Origin of the sequence: Emticicia fluvialis, from assembly GCF_024793945.1 — a bacterium.
In the GTDB taxonomy this organism is placed as follows: Bacteria; Bacteroidota; Bacteroidia; order Cytophagales; family Spirosomataceae; genus Emticicia; species Emticicia fluvialis.
Map to the genome: position 1 here is coordinate 305,676 of NZ_JANUSD010000002.1, position 21,294 is coordinate 326,969.

At 41.1% G+C, this 21,294-nt stretch carries 21 protein-coding genes; 14 read left to right on the forward strand and 7 right to left on the reverse strand.

Annotated features, from left to right (window positions below):
* Positions 1 to 35: 35 nt before the first annotated feature.
* The 3 genes from NZ848_RS03230 to NZ848_RS03240 form a co-directional block, all read right to left on the reverse strand.
* Positions 36 to 2,537, reverse strand: coding sequence for a DEAD/DEAH box helicase (locus NZ848_RS03230; RefSeq protein ID WP_259014335.1), 2,502 nt, complete (start codon positions 2,535 to 2,537; stop codon positions 36 to 38).
* A 64-nt stretch (positions 2,538 to 2,601) separates the two neighbouring features.
* Positions 2,602 to 4,056 (reverse strand): S41 family peptidase, encoded by a 1,455-nt coding sequence (locus tag NZ848_RS03235; protein ID WP_259014336.1) that lies wholly within the window; start codon positions 4,054 to 4,056, stop codon positions 2,602 to 2,604.
* Positions 4,057 to 4,143: 87 nt separating this feature from the next.
* Positions 4,144 to 5,637 (reverse strand): S41 family peptidase, encoded by a 1,494-nt coding sequence (locus tag NZ848_RS03240; RefSeq protein ID WP_101725450.1) that lies wholly within the window; start codon positions 5,635 to 5,637, stop codon positions 4,144 to 4,146.
* A gap of 308 nt (positions 5,638 to 5,945) precedes the next feature.
* On the opposite strand from NZ848_RS03240, the gene nusB reads away from it, so the two are divergent.
* From nusB to recJ, 12 genes are all read left to right on the forward strand, one after another.
* Positions 5,946 to 7,082, forward strand: coding sequence for a transcription antitermination factor NusB (nusB, locus tag NZ848_RS03245; RefSeq protein WP_253533856.1), 1,137 nt, complete (start codon positions 5,946 to 5,948; stop codon positions 7,080 to 7,082).
* Between the two features lie 95 nt (positions 7,083 to 7,177).
* Positions 7,178 to 7,498 (forward strand): YtxH domain-containing protein, encoded by a 321-nt coding sequence (locus NZ848_RS03250; protein WP_101725448.1) that lies wholly within the window; start codon positions 7,178 to 7,180, stop codon positions 7,496 to 7,498.
* 29 nt (positions 7,499 to 7,527) lie between these two features.
* Positions 7,528 to 7,980 (forward strand): DUF1573 domain-containing protein, encoded by a 453-nt coding sequence (locus NZ848_RS03255; protein WP_253533857.1) that lies wholly within the window; start codon positions 7,528 to 7,530, stop codon positions 7,978 to 7,980.
* A gap of 41 nt (positions 7,981 to 8,021) precedes the next feature.
* Complete coding sequence (gene yajC, locus NZ848_RS03260; RefSeq protein ID WP_101725446.1) at positions 8,022 to 8,300, forward strand: preprotein translocase subunit YajC; 279 nt, start codon at positions 8,022 to 8,024, stop codon at positions 8,298 to 8,300.
* 77 nt (positions 8,301 to 8,377) lie between these two features.
* A complete protein-coding gene (locus tag NZ848_RS03265) occupies positions 8,378 to 9,031 on the forward strand; it encodes a hypothetical protein (RefSeq protein WP_259014337.1) in 654 nt (217 codons plus the stop codon).
* A gap of 116 nt (positions 9,032 to 9,147) precedes the next feature.
* Entirely contained in the window at positions 9,148 to 9,453 is a 306-nt protein-coding gene (locus NZ848_RS03270; RefSeq protein WP_101725444.1) for a DUF721 domain-containing protein, read from the forward strand.
* 77 nt (positions 9,454 to 9,530) lie between these two features.
* On the forward strand, positions 9,531 to 10,490 hold the full coding sequence (locus NZ848_RS03275) for an ion channel (RefSeq protein WP_259014338.1): 960 nt from the start codon (positions 9,531 to 9,533) through the stop codon (positions 10,488 to 10,490).
* A 25-nt stretch (positions 10,491 to 10,515) separates the two neighbouring features.
* The gene (locus NZ848_RS03280; RefSeq protein WP_259014339.1) at positions 10,516 to 11,427 is read left to right on the forward strand and encodes a S66 peptidase family protein; all 912 of its coding nucleotides are present in this window, start codon (positions 10,516 to 10,518) and stop codon (positions 11,425 to 11,427) included.
* An 11-nt stretch (positions 11,428 to 11,438) separates the two neighbouring features.
* Positions 11,439 to 11,801, forward strand: a complete 363-nt coding sequence (locus NZ848_RS03285) for a DUF1304 domain-containing protein (RefSeq protein WP_259014340.1) — start codon at positions 11,439 to 11,441, stop codon at positions 11,799 to 11,801.
* Positions 11,802 to 11,950: 149 nt separating this feature from the next.
* On the forward strand, positions 11,951 to 12,439 hold the full coding sequence (locus NZ848_RS03290) for a hypothetical protein (protein ID WP_259014341.1): 489 nt from the start codon (positions 11,951 to 11,953) through the stop codon (positions 12,437 to 12,439).
* Positions 12,429 to 14,573, forward strand: coding sequence for a 3-hydroxyacyl-CoA dehydrogenase NAD-binding domain-containing protein (locus NZ848_RS03295; protein WP_259014342.1), 2,145 nt, complete (start codon positions 12,429 to 12,431; stop codon positions 14,571 to 14,573). Before NZ848_RS03290 ends, NZ848_RS03295 begins: the two co-directional genes overlap by 11 nt.
* Positions 14,574 to 14,610: 37 nt before the next feature.
* Complete coding sequence (gene recJ, locus NZ848_RS03300) at positions 14,611 to 16,326, forward strand: single-stranded-DNA-specific exonuclease RecJ (protein WP_259014343.1); 1,716 nt, start codon at positions 14,611 to 14,613, stop codon at positions 16,324 to 16,326.
* A 39-nt stretch (positions 16,327 to 16,365) separates the two neighbouring features.
* On the opposite strand, the gene NZ848_RS03305 is transcribed toward recJ, so the two are convergent.
* Together NZ848_RS03305 and NZ848_RS03310 are read right to left on the reverse strand one after the other, a co-directional pair.
* On the reverse strand, positions 16,366 to 16,974 hold the full coding sequence (locus tag NZ848_RS03305; protein WP_259014344.1) for a DinB family protein: 609 nt from the start codon (positions 16,972 to 16,974) through the stop codon (positions 16,366 to 16,368).
* Positions 16,975 to 17,013: 39 nt separating this feature from the next.
* The gene (locus tag NZ848_RS03310; RefSeq protein WP_259014345.1) at positions 17,014 to 17,598 is read right to left on the reverse strand and encodes a Crp/Fnr family transcriptional regulator; all 585 of its coding nucleotides are present in this window, start codon (positions 17,596 to 17,598) and stop codon (positions 17,014 to 17,016) included.
* A gap of 121 nt (positions 17,599 to 17,719) precedes the next feature.
* On the opposite strand from NZ848_RS03310, the gene lptB reads away from it, so the two are divergent.
* Together lptB and NZ848_RS03320 are read left to right on the forward strand one after the other, a co-directional pair.
* On the forward strand, positions 17,720 to 18,457 hold the full coding sequence (lptB, locus tag NZ848_RS03315) for an LPS export ABC transporter ATP-binding protein (protein WP_101725435.1): 738 nt from the start codon (positions 17,720 to 17,722) through the stop codon (positions 18,455 to 18,457).
* Between the two features lie 143 nt (positions 18,458 to 18,600).
* The gene (locus NZ848_RS03320) at positions 18,601 to 19,320 is read left to right on the forward strand and encodes a Bax inhibitor-1/YccA family protein (RefSeq protein WP_259014346.1); all 720 of its coding nucleotides are present in this window, start codon (positions 18,601 to 18,603) and stop codon (positions 19,318 to 19,320) included.
* A gap of 64 nt (positions 19,321 to 19,384) precedes the next feature.
* Here the strand turns inward: NZ848_RS03320 and NZ848_RS03325 are convergent, their stop codons facing one another.
* Entirely contained in the window at positions 19,385 to 20,932 is a 1,548-nt protein-coding gene (locus NZ848_RS03325; RefSeq protein WP_259014347.1) for a DUF4153 domain-containing protein, read from the reverse strand.
* A 52-nt stretch (positions 20,933 to 20,984) separates the two neighbouring features.
* Positions 20,985 to 21,278: a winged helix-turn-helix domain-containing protein gene (locus NZ848_RS03330; RefSeq protein ID WP_253533869.1), complete on the reverse strand. Its 294-nt coding sequence runs from the start codon at positions 21,276 to 21,278 to the stop codon at positions 20,985 to 20,987.
* Positions 21,279 to 21,294: the final 16 nt, after the last annotated feature.

The following is a 21,294-nucleotide window of genomic DNA, read 5'->3' on the forward strand; positions in this document are numbered from 1 at the left end:
TTTTAAGAACCTTAAATGGGTATCAGAGACCTTCATTACTGTTTCATAATCACCCCAAATAAAGAGCCTAATGCCTGCACGGCATCATTGATTACTTCCTCGTTTTCTACTTCTATTTTCAGAAACACACGGCCAGTCTCATCTTTTTGCGTAATACTGTCTATCATGTCTCTGGTTGCCTGTGGGTCTTTCAGGGTTTTACCTAACTGTGCTAAAAAATGAATGCCAGTCTGAATTAGCTCATGCGTTGGCTTGCTGCTATTAGTATTGATGGCGGGCTCTGGCTCTGGTTGATTTACATCATCATCACCCGGAAAAGCCGCCGACTCATGGGTTGTGCTTGCGGTAGTTTCATCGGCAATTTCATATTTAATATTTTCTTCAGCATTTTCAGCAACTTCTTCGGGTTCTGTCATCTGGTTGTCTTCAGGCACAAGTGTCTCCACCGAGTCCATAAATTGCCTGAACTCATCTTCACCTACAAAGATGGTGTCTTCTCCGCCGTCAAGTACGCCCTTTGCTATCGCGCCTTTAAATTGCAGTACATCCAGCATACGTTGTTCTATAGTACCTGCGGAAATGAGATTGATAATGGAAACGTTGTTTTCTTGTCCGAGCCTGTAAATACGGCCAATTCTCTGTTCAAGCACCGCCGGGTTCCAGGGGATATCCAGATTAATCAGTAAAGAGGCATTTTGCAGATTCAGGCCTACGCCTCCGGCATCTGTTGATAAAAATACACGGCTGGCAGGGTTGGTTTGAAAGTTCTCCAGTAATTCTTTTCGTTTTAGGCTTTCAATCCCTCCGTGCAGGTGTTCAAACTGTACATGCCGTTTTTCGAGTTCTTCGGCTACCAATCGGGTCATCCGTTCCCACTGGCTGAAAACCACCACTTTTTCATCTGAATGCTGCAATACTTCATCCAGAATATTCATTACCTCATCTACCTTGGTATCATGTCTTGTTTTCTGGTCAAGTATAAAGGTGCTGTCACAAATCATCCGCATCTGGTTGAGTGTCAATATCAGGCGTTTGCGGTCTGTTTCGTTCAGGAATCCTGCCTTTCGCCACCTTGTTACCAATTTGGCTACATTGTCTCCCAAATCGTTATGGATTTTTGTCTGCTGGGGTGTCATTGGCACCAGCAGGTTTTTATCCATCCGTATGGGTAATTCAGAAAGTACCTCCTTTTTTGTCCGTCTTAATAATACATCGCTCAGGTCTGCTGCAATCTTGTTCAGATTCTTATAGCCAATAATTTGCCCCGACTCATCAGTTATCTGATGTTCGTTCAGAAAATGATGCATTGGGCCTAACCGGTACACATCTATAAACTGCATAATTGAATACAGTTCTTCCAGCTTGTTTTCAATGGGGGTGCCGGTCAAAACTATGGCGTAAGGTGTAGAAATCTTTTTAATTTGCTGCGAAACCTTCGTTTTCCAGTTCTTGATACGCTGGGCTTCATCCAGAATAACCAGGTCAGGCTCCATTCTGTTCAGCCAGTCAAGGTCATGTGTCATGGTATGGTAACTTACCACCACATAAAAGGCATCTGTACTGCGCCAGTAGCGATCTTTGCGCTTTTGCAGGCTACTTTCCACTACATAAACACTGCTGTCTGTAAATCTTTCAATTTCGGCCTTCCACTGATATTTTAGCGAAGTAGGACACACCACCAGAACCCGGTTAATACCCAGCTCTTTTTTGTAGAGTTCGGCAGTGGCAATGGCCTGCAGGGTTTTACCAAGCCCCATTTCGTCGGCTATCAGGCTTTTACCAGCCAGAGCAGCAAAAAAGACACCTTTGCGTTGATAAGGGAAGAGTGATGCCTTTATCAGGTTATTGAAATAACCGTCGTTTTCGCCATCAGGAATAACCCGCCAGAGGTAATCCCGTCGGCGTATCTTATCTCTTTCGGCAATTACAAAATCAAGGGCATCAGGGTAGCACCTGAAAGTATTGCTTAATGCTGCGGCTTTTTCAAGAAACAACTCAAATACAGCAAAAGAAGCAGGCTTTAAGGTTCCATCGGCATTAAAATAGGTTTGTGCCAGCGCTTCAAATTCATCTTTCTTATAAGCACCGATACGGATTCTGATCAGTCGGCCATGCCTGTAATCGACATATACAGAGGTATAAGCAGGCTCAAAACCATCTTTCATGGCTTTTTTGAAGCCTTTCAGTTCGCTCAGATGGTGCATTACTGCACTGATATGCTTGCAGACACCAAGGCGGTTCGTCTTGAAATCGAAGCAATCGCAGTAGTTCCGGCTGTCGTCGGCACTTCTGATAGCAACTTTGTATGTATTATTGGTGAGGGCATTGGTTACCTGGAAATCGGAGAAGAACTCCCGGTTGCCCACATTGATGATTCTGAATTCGTGTTCATTGTCTTTTCCGAATTGCCTGCGTAATGCCACCTGCCATTCTTCAAGGGTCAGATTATCCGGTTTGCGATGATAGGATATTTTCTTAGGTATTTCAACCTTGCTTTTCTTGGTATCCTTGCCCGGAGATGTTTTTTTAATTGCCATTTCAAAATTGTAAAAAACAGATGAAAAGTATTCAAATTGCAACTTATGAATTTTATGGCCGAAGTTATCTTTTGCCAGCCTCCTTGCTTTTTCTAATCATATCTACCGTAAAATCAATGACACTTGTGTTATTCTTTATCAGTTCTTCATAATTGCGGTTTACCTCGTAGTCAAGGTCAAGAAAAAATCCTTTATTTACTTTATTTGGTAAGCGATGCACAATTTTGTAAAGCGGAGTATGTACAATAAATCTGGTGTTGGGCAGGCTAAAGTTGTCCCAGGTTCCGGCAAAACTCCCCCATGTTGCTCCGCCTACCTGCTGGCCTATCACTTGCCCTATGCCTAAATCATGTGCCAAGTTCATGGTAAAAGTGGTGGCCGAGTAGCAGCCGGGGTCGGTCAGAAAATAAGTTTTGCCTTTAAAGCCCAAAACCGGGTCAGGTTTATTTTTTGAGTTTCCTTTGTTTACCCTATACATAAACCCATCTTTCTGTTTTCTGAACGCCAGCCATAAAAAAAGCGGAGGGCTGATATACCATGGTTTGGCAATAGAAAAGTAAGCCCCTTTTTTAAAGCCCATGGTATCAATAAGCGTAAAGGGCTTGGGCGAAAGGTACTTTAGCAAGCGGGCAATGTTGGGTATATACCCACCGCCATTGGCTCTGAAATCTATAATCAGGTGTGCTACTTCTTTTTGCTTTATCTGACTGAATCTATGCCGCAGAACCCGTTTGAATTTCAGGTGGTCTAAATCAAACATGTGGCCTCTCATGCTGAACTCTGTGATGTCGAGCATAGCAATGTGATTGACGCTATCAACTATTTTCAGACCCAGATTTGGTCTTTTAAATGCTTTGTAGCGTTTGTCTGAAAACTTATTTATGGCAGGTGTTGGTAAGCAAGCCAGCTTTTTAGTGCGGATACCGGTATCAAATGGCAGCCTGTACGTAATGCTTACCGAATCTTTTTCTCCGTATTGCCTTAAATAGTAACCAGGAAAAAAATGAGTAGCGTAATATTCTTTCGCCTCAGGGTTGTTGCGGTCGGCAGAAACCATCATCTTTAACTTATTGATGAGAAGTCTGATAGGTTCGTTATTTATACTGATAACCTCTGAGCCTCTTATGACGGTTGAGTCTTGCGAGCCATTAATGCTTATGTAGTATTTGTCCTGAATTTTGCGCAGATAAAACGGAACATACTTCACTTTTTTGGCATTGAAACGCTTTTTGTCGAACCGTAGGTTGGTGTGCCCGTCTTCTACGGCGGTCACCAGCTGCCCAATAATCTGGTAGGCCTCCAGATAGCTTAAAGGTTTTGAAATGCTGTTATAGAGCGAGTCATATAATTGGTTATAGGCATCTTTTGATTGATAATAGTACATACCCGGGTGCAGTTTTTCGAATTTGCGTTTCAGGGTAGCCATGTCTTCTCTTACTTCTTCTACCGAAAATACCTGCTTTTGTGCGTGGCAATTCATGCTTAGAATAATAAAAAATACTGTCAGAAGGCGTCTCATTAAATATTTTATAGGGGTTATAGAGCTATAAGCAGGTAAAAGCGGTTTTTGACTCTGAAACTGATTAATGCATATCAGGCAAGCCAATTATCTTACTTTTATTTTATTCTTAATCAGGTCTAATGTAAACTTCAACACCGTATCTTCGTTGTTCAGGAAGTCTTCCAGATTGGCCTTAACTTCAAAGTCGGGATACAGAATAGGTTTATCGTATTTTTTTGAATCTATGTTGTAGAGAATCCTACCCAGCGGAAGAGAGATTTCAAGCGAGGTGTTGGGTAACTGAATAGTAGAAAACTGGGCCGCCGAGCAGCCGTCATACGCGCCGCCGCAACTCATGCCTACGTAGGTGCCTACGCCCATATTATGTAGTTTAGAAACCAGCAAAGCCGCTGCCGAAAACGTGCCTCCGTTCATTAATACATACACATTGTTACTGTAACGGAACTCATCATGAGGGCGTTGTTTGCGAGAATATTTACTTTCAAGGAAGCCATCTGAGTCGCGCACGGAAAACTCGGCGCTTAGCCTTGTGGCGGCCTCTCTTGCAAATTTGCCATCATACTTTTTATAGTCTTGTTTCAATCTTTGCAGACTTTCATCTCTGAAACCCAGGCGATAAGCATCAAATGGCTGATTGGTAAAGTAACGTAACAAAAATGTTGAATACTCAAGTAAACCGCCTGAATTGCCACGCAAATCAAGAATCAGGTTTTCAATTTTGTTTTCCTGTAGTTTTCTGAAAATCTTCTTCGTTTCTCCTTCAAAATTAGCCCGTTTCATGTTCTGGAAATCATACATAAACGAGCGTACATCAACCAGCGCTACTTTACGTGTAGAGTCAATAACCTTGTAAGACACCATACCGGTAGTGTCTTCGTCTACATCAGGGTATCTGGTTTCAAGCATCTTTTCCATAAAATAAGAGTCTTTTGCCTCTATTTTTATGGTTTTTGGTTTGTCGGTGCCTGGTTTTCTGTAACTGATCGTGAAAAAATCCTGTTCACCTTTCCATAAGTAGTATAATTTTCTGAACTCCCTGATGGTATAATACTTGCGTGCGTTTGGGTTTATGCCATCGCCGCTATAAAAAGAATTTCGTTCCAGATTCTCCAGTATTTTCTTTACCGGCTGGCCGTCAATTTCCACAATTTCAGTGCCGCGGGTAATCTTCTTATCTGCCGAGTAATTTCTTGATACCAGCAACTGATTATTAATAAGCCGAACGCTGAACGGAAAATATTTGGGTTTTTCTGAAGCTGATGCACTTTTCGTGAGAAGTCGTCTGTCGAGCATCATGTGGGTATGCCCACACCCGATAGACTGAACCAGGGGCAAGAAGGCAAAATAAGCTTCACGCAAGGTCAGCCTGCCTTTTATGGTTGCCGCAATAGAGTCATAAAGGTGTTTATATTGGTCTTTCGATATGTATTTAAAAGGCGCCGGGTGGTATTTTTCAATATCGTTTTTCAGTACAGCCAGGTCTTCTTTGATTTGCTCACCAGAATAAGATTGGGCGCTGGTAATTGCATAGCAGCAAAGCAGTAAACACGTAAAAATATAACCGGATATCTTTTTCATTGGCGGCCTGTTTTCTTTTTCAAAACTAATTCAAAAAGTTGATTTTTCAAGCATTTACAGCCATTGGCCTTTTATAGAATTGTGCAGCTTCAGGCAATAATATAATGAAATTGGCAGCCGTTTATTTTAAATGGCACGTGATATTTATTGCCCGGGAAATGCAGATTAAAGAGAGGTAAAAGTCAGGGTTTCTGAACAATTTTAACCGGTGCCTGTATGAGAAAAATATAAATTCAAACGTTACGGCTTAGACCGTATGTGTTTTTTTATTAATTTTGTGCCTCATAAAACTCGTTCTTTGAACACCTATGCTTAACAGACGCCTCATACGGATTCGTGCGATGCAAGCCTTATATGCTTATAAACAAGCAGAAGGTGCGAATTTCCAATTATCTTTAGACCTTATTGCAGACGATTTTGCTCCTGATTTGAACTCAATGGAGTTTCAGGACCGGGAAAAATTAGAAGGTTACAAAAAACTAGGTCAGCAACTACTTCAGGAAGAATTTTCACGCCAGAAAGAAGAAGATTTCACAGCCCCACGAGAGGTGGTGATGTCGGTTGAAAAAGCAAAAGATTTTTTTCTGTTAAAAAATAAAAAAGATGTAGAACACTATGCCGGCCGGATGATTATGGAAGCCGAGAAAGTGTACGACTTATATCTGCTTCTTTTATTGTTTTTTATTGAACTGGCTAATCGTGCAGAGGCAGACGAAAGAGAAGTTACCCCATCTAAATTGTCTGACAACCAGATTATTAAAAAACTCCGTCAGGAAAAATTACTTGAAACACAGGCAATCAGACGCAATGTAAGCTGGGGTAGCGAACAGGTGCTTCCTGCCAAGTTGTATCGCGAGGTTCTTCGCAAAAATGCTCACTATATTGAATATTGTTCAAAGAGAAATCATACGCTTGAAGAAGATTTCTCGTTTCTGAAATACATGCTCAAAAATGTAATTCTGAAAAATGAACTTACCTGGGAGTATTTTGAAAAACAGGATTTATACTGGATTGATGACGTTGAAACCCTTAGAGCCGCGGTAACGCATACTTTCCAGTCTTTTGTAGAAGACGGCCGGCTTAAAATTGTAGTTTTAGACCAGGAATGGGAAGAAAGAAAAGATTTTTTACAAACTTTGTACCGCAAGAGCATTCTGGAAGCCAAAGCTTTGGAAGATGTTCTGATTCCGAAACTTAAAAACTGGGAAATTGAGCGAATCTCGGAAACCGACCAGATTTTATTGAAAATGGCGCTTGTTGAAATGCTTAATTACCCGAGCATTCCAATTAAAGTTACCATAAACGAAATCATTGAAATTGCCAAAGATTACAGTACTCCAAAGAGCGGCCAGTTTGTAAACGGTATTTTAGACGGCCTTTCAAAAGAACTGAAAGAAGACGGCAGAATACGGAAGAGCGGAAGAGGTATGTTAGACAATAAATAAGTTGAATAATCCGCTACGAAAAGATTACCTTTGGGGCGGAAAACTAAATCAAATTATTATCCATCATTAAATAAACCCTCAGGGAAAAGGATATTATGAGCAATTCATCAAGAACTTTTATCTCATTTTTAGTTGGTGTAGCAACCGGAGCTGCTTTAGGTATTTTATATGCGCCAGACAAAGGAGAAATAACCCGCGATAAACTGGCGTATCGATTGTCGAAATACCGTGAGCAATTACAGAAATTTATCAATGATTTGATTGAAAGAGGGGATGAAGTAGCCATGGAAGTTGTAGGTGGCGACAGCACCGCCAAGGCTGAAGGGCAAAAAGTAGTTAGTGAGGCACGCCAGAAAGCAGAGAAACTATTGGAAGACGTTGAATCTTTGATGAACCAGATAAAGGCAAAGAATTAATTGATTCGAAAATCTTAAAATTTCAGAAAATGAAGCAAATATTTGTATCAGTTTGCGCGGTAGTCATTCTGGCAGGTCTTAATTTTTCATGCAATCTGGTTGGCTCCAAAGAGTCAGCAGGCTCTGCTGCGGCTGATACCGCTGCTGCCTTGGCTAACGCGCCAAAAATTGCATTTGAAGAAGAGAATTTTGATTTCGGCAAATTAAAAGAAGGCGATATAGTAGAGCATAAATTTGTATTTACCAACGTTGGTAAAAGCCCTTTGCAGATTTTCAATGTGGGTGTGCAATGTGGTTGTACTGTGGCAAAAAAACCAGAAACTGCCATAGGTGTGGGCCAGAAAGATACCATCGTTGTAAGTTTTAACAGTACCGGTAAAGTGGGTGTAAATAAAAAGTTTGTTACGGTTTACTCTAACGCTAATCCGTCTCAATCAACTATTTCATTTACAGCAGAGGTGCTGGCGAAAGAGGCTAAATAATTTAAATTTTATTCAACAGAAAATATAATAAATAATATAAAATGGTACTCTTACAAGCACAAGGCGGAAACGGAATGTTTTCTATAATAATGATGGTTGGTATGGTTGCGGTATTTTATTTTTTCATGATACGCCCGCAACAGAAAAAAGCCAGCGACCAGAAAAAAATGGTTGAAGAATTGAAAGAAGGAGATGAAATTGTAACTTTTGGTGGTTTGCACGGCAAAATTGTTGCCAAAGATGAAACAACCGTTACTATTGCAGCCGGTGGTGGCGCCAGACTTACTTTTGAGAAATCGTCAGTTGCAAGAAAAAAATAAGAAAGGTTATATAACCCCAAACCGGAATGCCGTTCCGGTTTGGGGTTAAAAACTACTTAGCCGGAATCTTAAATTATATGAATTTTAAGACACTAGTCTTGTGTTTTATTGCTGCCTCTGTATATTGGCTGCTTAATGCCCTCAACAAGTCGGGTTATACAACCAGAATTAACTACCCAATTGATATCAGGTATAACGATTCGCTCTATATTCCTGTAAGCCCATTGCCCAAAACCATTAAAGTGAGTGTGTCAAGCACCGGATGGAACCTGCTGAAAGACAATTTCTTTTTTAATGTATCTCCGTTAGAGTATGAAATCGTAAACCCCGAGCTTCAAAACCATTTAGACACGGCAGTGCTTACAGAAAAACTTACCCAAAAACTCCGCAATACCAAGGTAAATTTTGTTAATACAGATACGCTGGTTTTTAAATTCGAAAAGAAAGTAAGAAAAACCATAGTATTGAAAGTAGACAGTATTGCCGTTGACCTGGAGAAGAATTTCGTAATTGCAAGTCTGATAAATGTAACACCAACCGAGATTGTTATTGAAGGCCCGGCTTCGGCTGTTAATGATTTAAAAGACACTTTTTATCTGAAAGTGCCTGCCAGAAATCTGGCCATTAATTATGATGATAAAATCAGAGTTCCTCTTCCCCGGAATCCGATGCTAAAAGCCAGCGCTGAAAAAGCTGCCGTCAGTTTTGAAGTGGCCGAGTTGCTAAAATAGTTATGCTGTCTCACTTGTAAAATCCGTTATTTTTTTTCAACTTACTAAGCAGATGTTTGTAGTTTTTACAAACATCCGGTAAATTATTTGTTTAGAGTCTTAAAATTCATTGAACAATGCCATCAGAAACCGCTCGACGCTCGCAATCTACGCCTCTGAAAGATGCCATCGAAGGGTTTCTTAAAACCTTCAATCTGAAATCAAAATTCAATGAAACTTATCTGGTGGCATTCTGGGAACGCATGATGGGTAAAATTATAGCTTCCAGAACCAAAGAAATATACGTTAAAAACAGAGTGCTGTATCTTCGCCTTGAATCTTCCCCCCTCCGGCAAGAACTTTTTATGGCAAAAACCAAGCTCATAGACCTCATTAATAAAGATGTGGGTGAGTCGGTTATTGATGACGTTATATTTTTATAGTATACCTTAAACTTTTTTTTAGTTGGCTAATGTTATGATGCAAACATTACTACTCTAAAACACGCTGCAGGCAGGCTATGAGCAAAAAGAATATACTTGTCGAAAATGAGCGCAACCGCCAGGATCTTGGCTTCGGTACCAAATTTACTGACCGCCGCAAAAGGCTTCTCAAGGGCGATGGCCAATTTAACGTGAAGCGAAAAGGACAGTCTTTTGAAGCCTGGCTCAATATCTACAATCGTTTCATTACAATGCAATGGAAAACCTTTTTCCTCATTGTGTTTCTGGTATATATCTTACTTAATTTTTTATTTGCGGTAGCGTATTATTTAATAGGGGTAGAACACCTTATTGGTGTTAACATGACCAGCACGCACTCGCAGTTCTGGGATGCATTCTTTTTTAGCGCTCAGTCATTAACTACTGTAGGTTATGGTCGCATTTCGCCCGATGGGTTCATTGCCAGCTGGGTGGCAAGCATAGAGTCTATGATGGGGCTTATGCTTTTTGCAATTGTTACGGGTCTGTTGTACGGGCGGTTTTCAAAACCTAATCCGCGGATATTGTTCAGTAAAAACCTGCTTGTTTCACCGTACCTGAATACCAACGCAATGATGTTCAGAATTGTAAATGAACGAAGCAACCAGTTAATTAATATGGAAATAAGCGTGGTGTTTTCAAAAATTGAGCAAAAAGAAGGTAGGGCTAACCGGAAGTATTCTGGTTTAACGCTTGAAAGATCAAAAGTAAACTTTTTCCCGACTAACTGGACGATTGTCCACCCGCTTACTGAAGACAGCCCGCTGTATAATGAAACACCTGAATCTTTATTGGCAGGTGATGCCGAATTTATGATAGCAATTCAGGGTATTGATGATACCTTTGCAGACCCGATTTACTACAGACATTCATACACGGCTAATGAAATGGTTTGGGGTGCCAGGTTTGCATCGATGATTGAATCAGGTGAAGAAGATGCCTATATACTGGATCTTAAGAAAATCGGTGATTATGAGCCGGCCGAACTGAATTATTAGCATATCTTAAAATTGACATTCATATTTGAAATCTTTAATTGCTCCCCCGGTTTTAGGTAAAGGTGATAAAGTGGCCATAGTGGCTCTGGCTAGTAAGATTGACCCGGCGGATATCCAACAGGCCATTGAATTTATGCGTGAAAACTGGCAAGTGGATATTGTAACCGGTGATTCGGTAGGAGCGGCATATTTTGATTTTGCCGGCAATGACAATATCCGTGCAGCAGATTTTCAGCAGGCGCTTAACGATTCATCAATCAAGGCCATTTTCTCGGCACGAGGAGGCTACGGCAGTTCCAGAATTATTGATAAGATAGATTTCAGTCTTTTCAAACAGAATCCAAAATGGATTGTCGGTTTTTCTGACATTACTGCCGTTCATAGCCATATTCAATCACTTGGTTTTCAGAGTTTGCATGGGCCCATGCCTAAAACTTTCATGAAAGACAACGCCTCTCTTAGGTCGATAGAGCCATTTCTTTTTGGTAAAGAGATCATGTATGAAGTAGCGGCGCATCAGATGAACAGAGCAGGAGAGGCAGAAGGGCTTGTAACAGGAGGGAATCTGTGTCTGCTGGCGCATTTGATAGGGTCTGCGTCTGACATCAACTATGACAATAAAATACTTTTTATTGAAGACGTTGGTGAATACCTCTATAACATAGACCGCATGATGGTGCAACTGAAAAGAGCCGGAAAACTGAAGAGGCTGGCAGGCCTGATTGTGGGGTCTTTTAATGATTTGAAAGAAAACGATGAACCTTTCGGTAAGGATGCCTATGAGATTATTGCTGAACACGCGGCCGAATATAATTATCCAGTTTGTTATGGTTTCCCCGTCGGGCATGACACTGCAAACCGGGCTCTGGCATGTGGAAGAGCTGCACGGCTGGAAGTGAACGAAATTGGAGTAAGGCTTGAATTTTTAAACCCTTAATAAACAAAACCATGGAAATACTCTCTAAAATTCTGATTGCTGCGGTTGCTTTAGAGCACGTTTATATATTGTATCTTGAAATGTTTGCCTGGACAACCAAAGGACCTAAGGTTTTTGGCTCATTACCTAAAGATTTATTTCCTAAAACTGTAACGTTAGCTGCCAATCAGGGCTTATATAATGGCTTTCTTTCGGCTGGCCTTGTCTGGTCGTTGTTTATTACCGATGCAGTATGGAGTAAAAATGTGGCTTTTTTCTTTCTTGGCTGTGTAATTGTGGCGGGTGTTTACGGAGCCGTTTCGGCCAGCAAACGTATATTTTTTGTACAGGCACTACCCGCAATTCTGGCATTTATTATCACATGGCTTGCCTGATTACACGGTAAAAAATCAGTATTTTTCTTTCTTTTCCGGTCTTATTTTAAAGGCGGCTGGCCTGTTTATAAAATTTTATCGATAGGCTTCTTAGCTACGCTATTATTTCTATATTTGCATAACAGTATGCTTGCATACTTTATTTGACAATGACTCCATTCAATAAAATACTGGAATCTATTGAGAATCTGGCTGATGATTTGTCTGCATTGCAAGACCCCGTTTACATCATCGGCAGTTCGGCTCTTGTACTGGCTGGGGTACCTTTAGAGGTAACAGAAGACCTTGATTTACTGACATCCGCAAGAGATGCCGACTTTCTGAAGAATCGTTGGCAAGCCAGTAAAATAGAAGATTATGCACCTAAAGACTCAGACAAATTTCGTTCTCGTTTCGCGAGGTATCAGTTAGGCGGCGTTTGGGTAGAGGTAATGGGCGATTTGGAAGTTTGTAATAATAACCAATGGCAAAAGTTACGGGTACATCAATATTCTGAGCTAAGCATAGGCCAATTAAAAGTTAGAATACCAACGCTTCCGGAGCAGGAAAGGGTTTTCCGGCTGTTTGGGCGTTCAAAAGATATAGTAAAAGCAGATTTAATTTTAAAGCACATAATTCAACCTGACAATGGAAATTAATTATAGAATTGAAAACAATGTGGCGATTCTCAGCTGGAACATGACCACGTCGCCCATGAATGTACTGAATGATGTTTCTATTCCTGAATTTGAATCACATCTTAAAAATGCTTACGCCGACTCCGAGGTAAAGGGTATAATTATTACCTCAGAAAAAAATGAATTTATAGCAGGCGCAGATGTGAAAATGCTTTTAAAAAATAACGATAAAGACCCTTCAGAAACCTATAAATTTTCGCTCGACTTTAATAAGATTTTCAGAACACTTGAAACCTGCGGCAAGCCGGTTGTTGCGGCCATTAACGGCACAGCGCTGGGCGGAGGCTTCGAGGTGTGTCTGTCTTGTCATTACAGAATAGCTTTAGACAACCCCAAAGCACAGATTGGCTTGCCGGAAGTGCAGCTGGGTTTATTGCCCGGCGGTGGCGGAACACAACGTTTACCACGCCTGATTGGCATGGAACCCGCCTTGCTGTTGATGGTTGAAGGCAAGCGCATAAGCCCCAAAGAAGCCTTTGGCTATGGTATGGTAAATGATTTGGCCGCCACCAGAGAAGAGCTTATGGAAAAAGCCATGAAGTGGATATTAGCGAACCCGAAAGCCATACAACCCTGGGACGAATTTGATAAAAAGACGGGTGCTATTAAAGCGCGCGAAAACTATAAAGTACCGGGTGGTAATGTGCAGTCGCCAACGGGAATGCGTACCTTTGCCGGTGGCACAGCCATGATTATGGATAAAACCAAAGGGAATTATCCGGCACCGATTGAGATACTTTCTTGTGTTTATGAAGGCCTACAGGTAAATATTGACAGAGCCATTGCCATAGAAGTACGGCATTTTGTAAAAGTTGCCACCTCAAGAGAAGCAAAAAACCTGATTGGCGTAATGTTTCTGGGCAAAAACGAAGCCGATAAAGGCGCAAGCCGCCCGAAGGATGTTCCTAAAACTGAGGTAAAGAAACTTGGTATATTAGGAGCTGGCTTTATGGGTTCGGGCATAGCTTATGTATCGGCAATGGCCGGTATTGAGGTAGTTTTAAAAGATGTAAGTATAGAAGGTGCCGAAAAAGGAAAGGATTATTCACGGTCTTTAGTACAAAAAGGGATAGAAAAAGGTAAAACCACTAAAGAAAAAGGAGACCTGTTACTAAGCCTGATTCAGCCAACCGACAAAGCAGCAGATTTAAAAGGCTGCGATTTGATAATTGAGGCTGTTTTTGAGAACCGCGAGTTGAAAGCCACCGTAACACAAGAAGCAGAACCCATGCTGGCAGAAGGTGGGGTGTTTGGCTCTAACACCTCAACTATACCTATCTCAGGCTTAGCAAAGGCATCTGCCAAACCGGAAAACTTCATTGGTATACACTTTTTTTCTCCGGTTGATAAAATGATGCTTGTAGAGTTGATTCGTGGTAAGCAAACTTCAGATTATGCAGTGGCATTAGCCGTCGACTACGTAAAGAAAATCAGAAAGACACCTATCGTGGTAAATGATTCAAGAGGCTTTTACACCTCTCGTTGTTTCAGTACCTATACCAGCGAGGGTATTTATCTGCTAAAAGATGGCGTAGACCCGGTTCTGATTGAAAACGCAGGCAAATATGCCGGAATGCCGGTAGGGGCTTTGGCTGTATCTGATGAAGTAGCCCTTGATCTGGCTCTTAAAATTACCAGGCAAAGTATTGCGGATGGCGCTTTAACTGAAAGCGATGACACGTATCAGGCTATCAGATTGATGGTGGAAGATTTGGGCCGGTTGGGCAAAAAGAATAAAAAAGGATTTTATGAGTATCCCGCCGATGGTAAAAAATATCTTTGGGATGGTTTGGCTGAATATTTCCCTGTATCAGATTCGCAGCCTGAAATGGATGAAGTGAAAAAGCGCCTGCTTTACCGCCAGGTGGTAGAGTCAATCCGTTGTTTTGATGAAGGCGTGCTGACAACAAAACTGGATGGCAATATTGGTTCTATTCTGGCCTGGGGATTCCCGCCTTACGCAGGTGGAACGCTCAATTTTCCTGAATTTGTAGGCAAAGAGACTTTTATAAACGAATGTAACCGGTTAGCCAACACTTACGGAGAGCGATTCAGGCTTACACAAAAACAAGAAGAATTAGTTAGGAACTTATAATTACGGCGTTGTAATCAGCTGAATAAAAGAACGATAAATGTACGAAAAGAGGTGGGCATATAAATCTGTCCCTGATCAACAGGTGGTTAAAACGTTAGCCGGGCAATTGAATATTGATAATACCCTGGCTAATATGATGGTGCAGAGAGGTATCAGTAATTTTGAACAGGCAAAAGATTTTTTCCGTCCGCAACTGTCGCATCTGCATGACCCATTCCTGATGGCTGATATGGACAAGGCAGTTGCACGGCTGGAAGCAGCCATTAATACGAAAGAGAAGATACTTGTTTACGGTGATTATGATGTGGATGGCACCACGGCCGTTGCGCTGGTTTATGGTTTTTTAAGTACTTTTTACCCAAACATTGAATACTATAACCCCGACCGTTATCTGGAAGGATACGGTGTTTCATTACAGGGTATTGAGTTTGCCGCACAACAGGGCGCTTCTTTAATTATTTGCCTCGACTGTGGCATAAAAGCGCAAGACAAAGTAAAAATTGCTAAGGAACAGTATAAAATAGATTTTATTGTATGCGACCACCACGAGCCGGATGAAAACCTGCCTGATGCTGTGGCTGTGCTTGACCCCAAACGCAAAGATTGCGCTTATCCTTACAAAGAATTAACCGGCAATGGAGTGGGCTTTAAGCTTTTGCAGGCTTATTGTGTCCGAAACAATATTCCATTAACCAAACTGTATCAATATATTGATTTATGCGTAGTTAGTATAGCGTCTGATATAGTACCAATTACCGGCGAAAACAGGATTTTTGCCTATTATGGTTTAAAGAAACTGAACGAAAATCCGCAAATTGGACTAAAAGCGTTGAAGAGTGTGGCAGGTTTCAATAGTAACATGAGCATTGAAAATGTTGTGTTTGTATTGGGGCCGCGCATAAACGCAGCAGGCAGAATAAAGCATGCCCGTGATGCCGTAAGACTGTTGTTGTCTGATAATTTTGATGAAGCGCTTGCTTTTGCCGAAGAAATACAAAAACATAATACCGAACGCCGGGGCCATGATACCCGCATGACCGAAGAAGCCCTGGCCATGATTGAGCAGGATGCCTGGTTGAGTAGTACTGCCAAGAGTACGGTTCTGTACAGAGAAGACTGGCACAAAGGCGTAATTGGAATTGTTGCCAGCCGCTGTATTGAAAAGTACTACCGGCCAACCATTATTTTTACTAAAACCAAAGAGGCAATGGCTGCCGGTTCGGCACGTTCGGTAGCCGGATTCGATTTGTATTCAGCTTTAGAAGAGTGTTCGCATCTGTTAGAGCAATTCGGTGGGCATAAGCATGCTGCGGGTATGACCCTGAGCATCCAAAATATTCAGCCGTTTCAACAGGAGTTTGACAAAGTAGTAACCAGGTATATAACAGAAGAGCAGCAAACCCCGGTAATAAATGTAGATTTAAAAATCCGGCTGGCAGACATCACCTCTAAGTTTCATCGGATAATAAACCAGATGGCGCCGTTCGGGCCGGAAAACATGCAGCCTGTTTTTGTTACAGAAAACCTTACGCTGAAGTACACGCCCCGTATCATGAAAGAAAAGCACCTGAAACTGGAGCTTCTGGAAGAAGATACCGGTGCTGTCTTTACGGCTGTTGGTTTTGGTATGGTAGAAGAACACTTCAGGAGGCTGACACAACAGAAGTATTTCAGAATTGCCTACCAGATTGAAGAGAACACTTTCAATAATAAAACTACTTTGCAGTTAATGCTGAAAGACATTAAGTATTAGAAAATCATAAGAGGGAAAGGCCTGTGCCGTCCCCTTTTACTATGCTATCTTCTCATAACTCTTTAGTGCATCTAATACTCTGCCTGCCTGTTGAATATGGCGTTCATTGTGTGCTATGATAAACTGAAACACATCGCCCAGTTTTAATTTTATAAATTTCCCAATTGAAATAGGTATTCGAATCGCATTCAAATCTACCTTTCCGGCTTCTTTCAAATACCGGAGCAATGTTTCCTGTTGATTAATGAACTCGGCCATTACTTCGTGCGCATTCAGGTCAGGAGCGGGTATATGCCCTTTAAATGCTTTGTATTTTTTGGTGTTTGATGGTAACATCATCCGGGTAAAGTAGCGGCCCAGCCAACTGCTCTTAAAAGTATCATTGAACGGTTTTTCCTGATTTTCTCTAATGCCTTTTTCAATTTGTGGCAGGTAGTATAAGCCGTAGCTGTTCAGGTGTTCAAAACATTGGGCAATGCTCCACCCACCATTATAAGGCGGCTTCAATAAGATATCTCCATTCAGGTTCTGAAAAGTGCTGATGGCTGCATGCAGGTGGTTTTCTACCTCGTTCTCCAATTTTTCCAGCAATTGTATTTTATCAACTTTCTCCATGTAAGCTATTTTGTTTTCTACTGCAAAATTCATCAGGCCAGACTTCTTAATTCTTGGTATTTACCAATATTTCTAAATTTTTATCCGGTTAATAAACTTGCTGAAGTTGGTGGCATCCATACCCAGATAATTGGCCAGATACTTATGTGGCACCAGTTGCAGAATATGCGGGCTGCGTTTCAGCAACTCCATAAAGCGTTCTTCGGCTGAATAACATTGCAATTCAACCAGTCTGGTCAGTAAACCAGACAACGCGTGTGTAGTTCCCTGTCTGATAAGTGTTTCAATGGCGGGTCGGCTTTGCATAAGTATCTTTAGCTCGCTTACGGGCGCCCGAAGAAAAATCGAGGGTGTCAGGGTTTCATAAAAATATTTTGAGGGCGTTTGCAATAGCAATGAATCAAGCACACCACCAAACGAAGGACAATAAGTGAAAACCAGTGTTGCTTCCCTGTTTTGCTCGTCAAAATAATACACTCTCTGCACGCCATCTATAACAAAGTAGAGATACCTTTCTTTTTCGCCCATAGCAGTTAACAGCTCTTTTCTTTTGGCTGTGAAGGGCCTCCAGTGTGTCGAAAACTCCTTCCAGTCAGCATCAGATAAAGGGTGGATGCCTGATACCAATTGCTTCAGTTGAAGTAAAGCTGTTTGCATGAAAAAAAGGGGTTTGGATGTTACGCCAAATATAAGGCCCTGACAATGATTTAATAAATATTAACAAGATTTATGAAGAAAAGACGTTAGTTTTGCAAAAGAAACGGCTGAATAGCAAGAGATGATTCTACGTACTGAAAACCTTATTAAAAAATACGGGCAACGCTTAGTTAACAATAACGTAAGTTATCAGGTAGCACAAGGTGAAATTGTGGGGCTGCTTGGTCCTAACGGTGCCGGAAAAACCACGTCGTTTTATATGGCCACTGGTCTGGTAAAACCCAATAGTGGTAAGGTTTGGCTTGATGACCTCGATATTACTGCCCTGCCTATGTACAAGCGTGCCAAACTGGGTGTAGGGTATCTGGCACAAGAACCCTCGGTGTTCAGGCAATTAACGGTTGAAGAGAATATCCTGGGGGTGCTGGAACTGGCAAAACCCGGCATGACAAAAGCAGAGCGAAAAGAGAAAACCGAAACCTTGCTGGAGGAGTTCAGCCTTACGCATGTCAGAAAAAATAAAGGAATTGTTTGTTCGGGTGGCGAACGCCGACGTACAGAAATTGCCCGCGCATTAGCTGTTGACCCCAAGTTTATATTGTTAGACGAACCCTTTGCAGGTGTAGACCCCATTGCCGTAGAAGAGATTCAGGGTATTGTTGCCAAGCTCAAACACCGTAATATCGGCATTCTGATAACCGACCATAACGTAAACGAAACCCTTTCGATTACCGACAGAGCCTATCTGTTGTTTGAAGGTAAAATTCTACGGCAGGGTACAGCCGAAGAACTGGCAGGTGATGAACTGGTACGAAAGGTATATCTGGGCCAGCACTTCGAGCTGAAACGCAAAATTTAAACGGTTTTCTGAGAAGATATTCTTTTTTCAGGCATTGAATACCTAATATTTTATTTAAAATAAATTCATTTACCGGTACTTGTATAGGAACCGGAAATTTGCTAATTTGTATCTTCATACAATCACTTAAACAATTTTTAACTATGGCTAATCCGGTATTTTCGGAAAAAACATTTACAAAGATTGACCTTGCTTATAGCAATGGCGAGGTCATGACAGTACAAAGTACACTCACCAAAGTAGGTATTTTGTTATTCATTCTATTAGCATCTTCGGCCGTTTCCTGGGTGGGTTTACTAGAAGGTTGGAGCATTGCCCCGATGTTGATACCCGCCGGATGCATAGGCGGCCTTCTGTGTGCCGTTGTGCTGGCATTTAAAAAAGAATGGGCACCGCAGCTGGCACCTACTTATGCTTTGTTAGAAGGTTTAGCTATTGGTGCAATTTCTGCCATTTTTCATCAATTTGCTTTTATTGCGGCAGGTCTTACTTTCGGAGTTGTATTTGTTATGTGGGTATTATATAAAACCGGTATCATTAAAGCTACCAGAGGTTTTATGGTTGGCGTTGCCGCGGCTACCGGCGCTGTTTTTCTGTTGTATATGCTTACCTGGATTTTAGGTATGTTCAGCATCAGTATTCCTTATATTCATCAAGGCGGTACCATCGGTATCATCTTCTCAGGCGTGGTTGTAACCATTGCTGCCATGAATCTGATTATCGATTTCCACCTGATTGAAGAAGGAGCACGTATGCAATTGCCAAAATATATGGAGTGGTATTCAGCCTTCGGACTGATGGTAACAATAATATGGCTTTATTTAGAGATTCTGAAATTATTAGCCAAGTTGGCGCGTAGATAATATCCATTAATCAATATTTTATGAAAGCCTGCCTTAACCGCAGGCTTTCATTTTTTGTGCCGTTTTAATAAGCACTTTCAGGGGTATTAGACCCAGGTTGTTTATTAGGTATTTCAATTTTTTTGTCTTTAAAATAGTTAACCGCTTTGCTGTTTGATAAATCCCAGGATACCCAGTTGTATCCCTTTTGTTTTTTGAGATAATAACTGATTCGTATATTAAGCCTGTCGGTATCATATAGCTTATTAAAATGATTATGTATCCTGCTGCTTTCTTCTATCTTCGATCTGTTTTCATACAACAAAGGAAGTGTTCGGTCTGAGAGCGTATTCAAATAATAGTAATCAATGTCTGCTGCTTTTTGGGTAGATAGATTATACTGCACAATCATGCTGTCCCAATCAAAAAGTGTAAAACTTACCAGTGATAAAAGTAAACCCCAACACGCCTGTTTGAAAGAATGCAGGATTGTGTATTTATGCTTGATTTTGAGCCAAAGTAAAATTAAACCGATAGTAGTAATTAGCAGTAAGAAAATTACGACTATGCGACCGTGAGCGAGCCCATAATTGGTAATATACTCATAATTTCGTAGGAGAACCGAGATAATCAGGAAACCGTTCTGAATAATCCATACGTAGGAAGCCACAACAAGCCACCGGTTGCCGGGCAGGAAATTGAGCTCATTACGGAAGTAATAGATTAGAATAAATATTGAAAGTACAATGCTTAGAATAAGCAGGTAGGTTCCCTCATGTACGAGTTTAGACAACTCATGCGCTGATTTTAAGTCTGCTCCCAGATTAAACCACAAGAATTTTATGTCAATAATGTTAATGATAAGCAGTAAAATATTAACCGATACAATTAGTAATAGCGCAGTGCTGTATTCATTAATTGCCGACTTTTCATTGGGTTTTTCCGGGGTAGCAATTGTTCCAGGTCTTTGTTTGATTTGGTACAGATTATTTACTCGTCCCCAGTTAAACAATACACTGAAAATAAAGCCGGCACCGAATAGCAGAAAGATGAAATGACCTATCGAAAAATCAGTAAAAAACCTTTCCATGGCCTCAAAAAGCCAGGCAAAGGGGGTTGTAACTATGTCACTAAAAATTGGATTGGCTGATTTAAAAATAAGCAGGAAAACCGCAAAAGCAATAATTGGAATCAGCAACAATTGTGCAATGCTGACCGATTTACCCAGAAGCTGATTCTTATTGTTTAGCTTGTTTTTGGTTTCGGCAAGCAGGAGCAGGGGTTCAAAGGTAGTCATAAGCAGGTTTAGTCCATACTGCCATAAGGCGCCGCCAACACTTGTAAGTTCACGCCGGTGTATAAAACCTGTCAGAACCAAGAAACATAACAAATGCACTAATATACTGAGAACAGAATTATAAACAATTACCATAGCACCTGTCAGCAATACCGTACCCAAAGCAACACGCAAGGGTATGGTGTCAAATTTTATTTTGTTATACAGGGCCAGCAAGGCAATGAGTGAGGTATTGAAATGCAAGAGATTGATGCCGAATTTCTCAAGCCAGAAAAAATAATTAAAAACGATGGTAAGTATTACTACTGATAGTAAACGAAAACTTAGCTGATTCATAAATATATAGTTAAAAAGTTCTTTGTTTTACAAAGTAAAATGGCAAAAAAAATCATGTCCCTTTAATAAATTTCTCCAACTCGTTCAGGTGTTCGTTAAAAGCCTTTTTGCCTGGCTCAGTTGCCGAATAAACGGTATTGGGTTTGCGGCCTACAAATTCTTTTCTGAACGAAATGTAATTAGCTTCTTCCAGTGCGCGTAGGTGTGTGGCAAGGTTACCGTCAGTCAAAGACAATATCTCTTTCATGGCATTAAAAGAGACGTCGTCATTCACCATCAGCACCGACATGATGCCCAGCCTGGCCTTGCTTTCAAATGCTTTATTAAAATTCTGAAGTAAATTCATATTATTCACCAGCGTC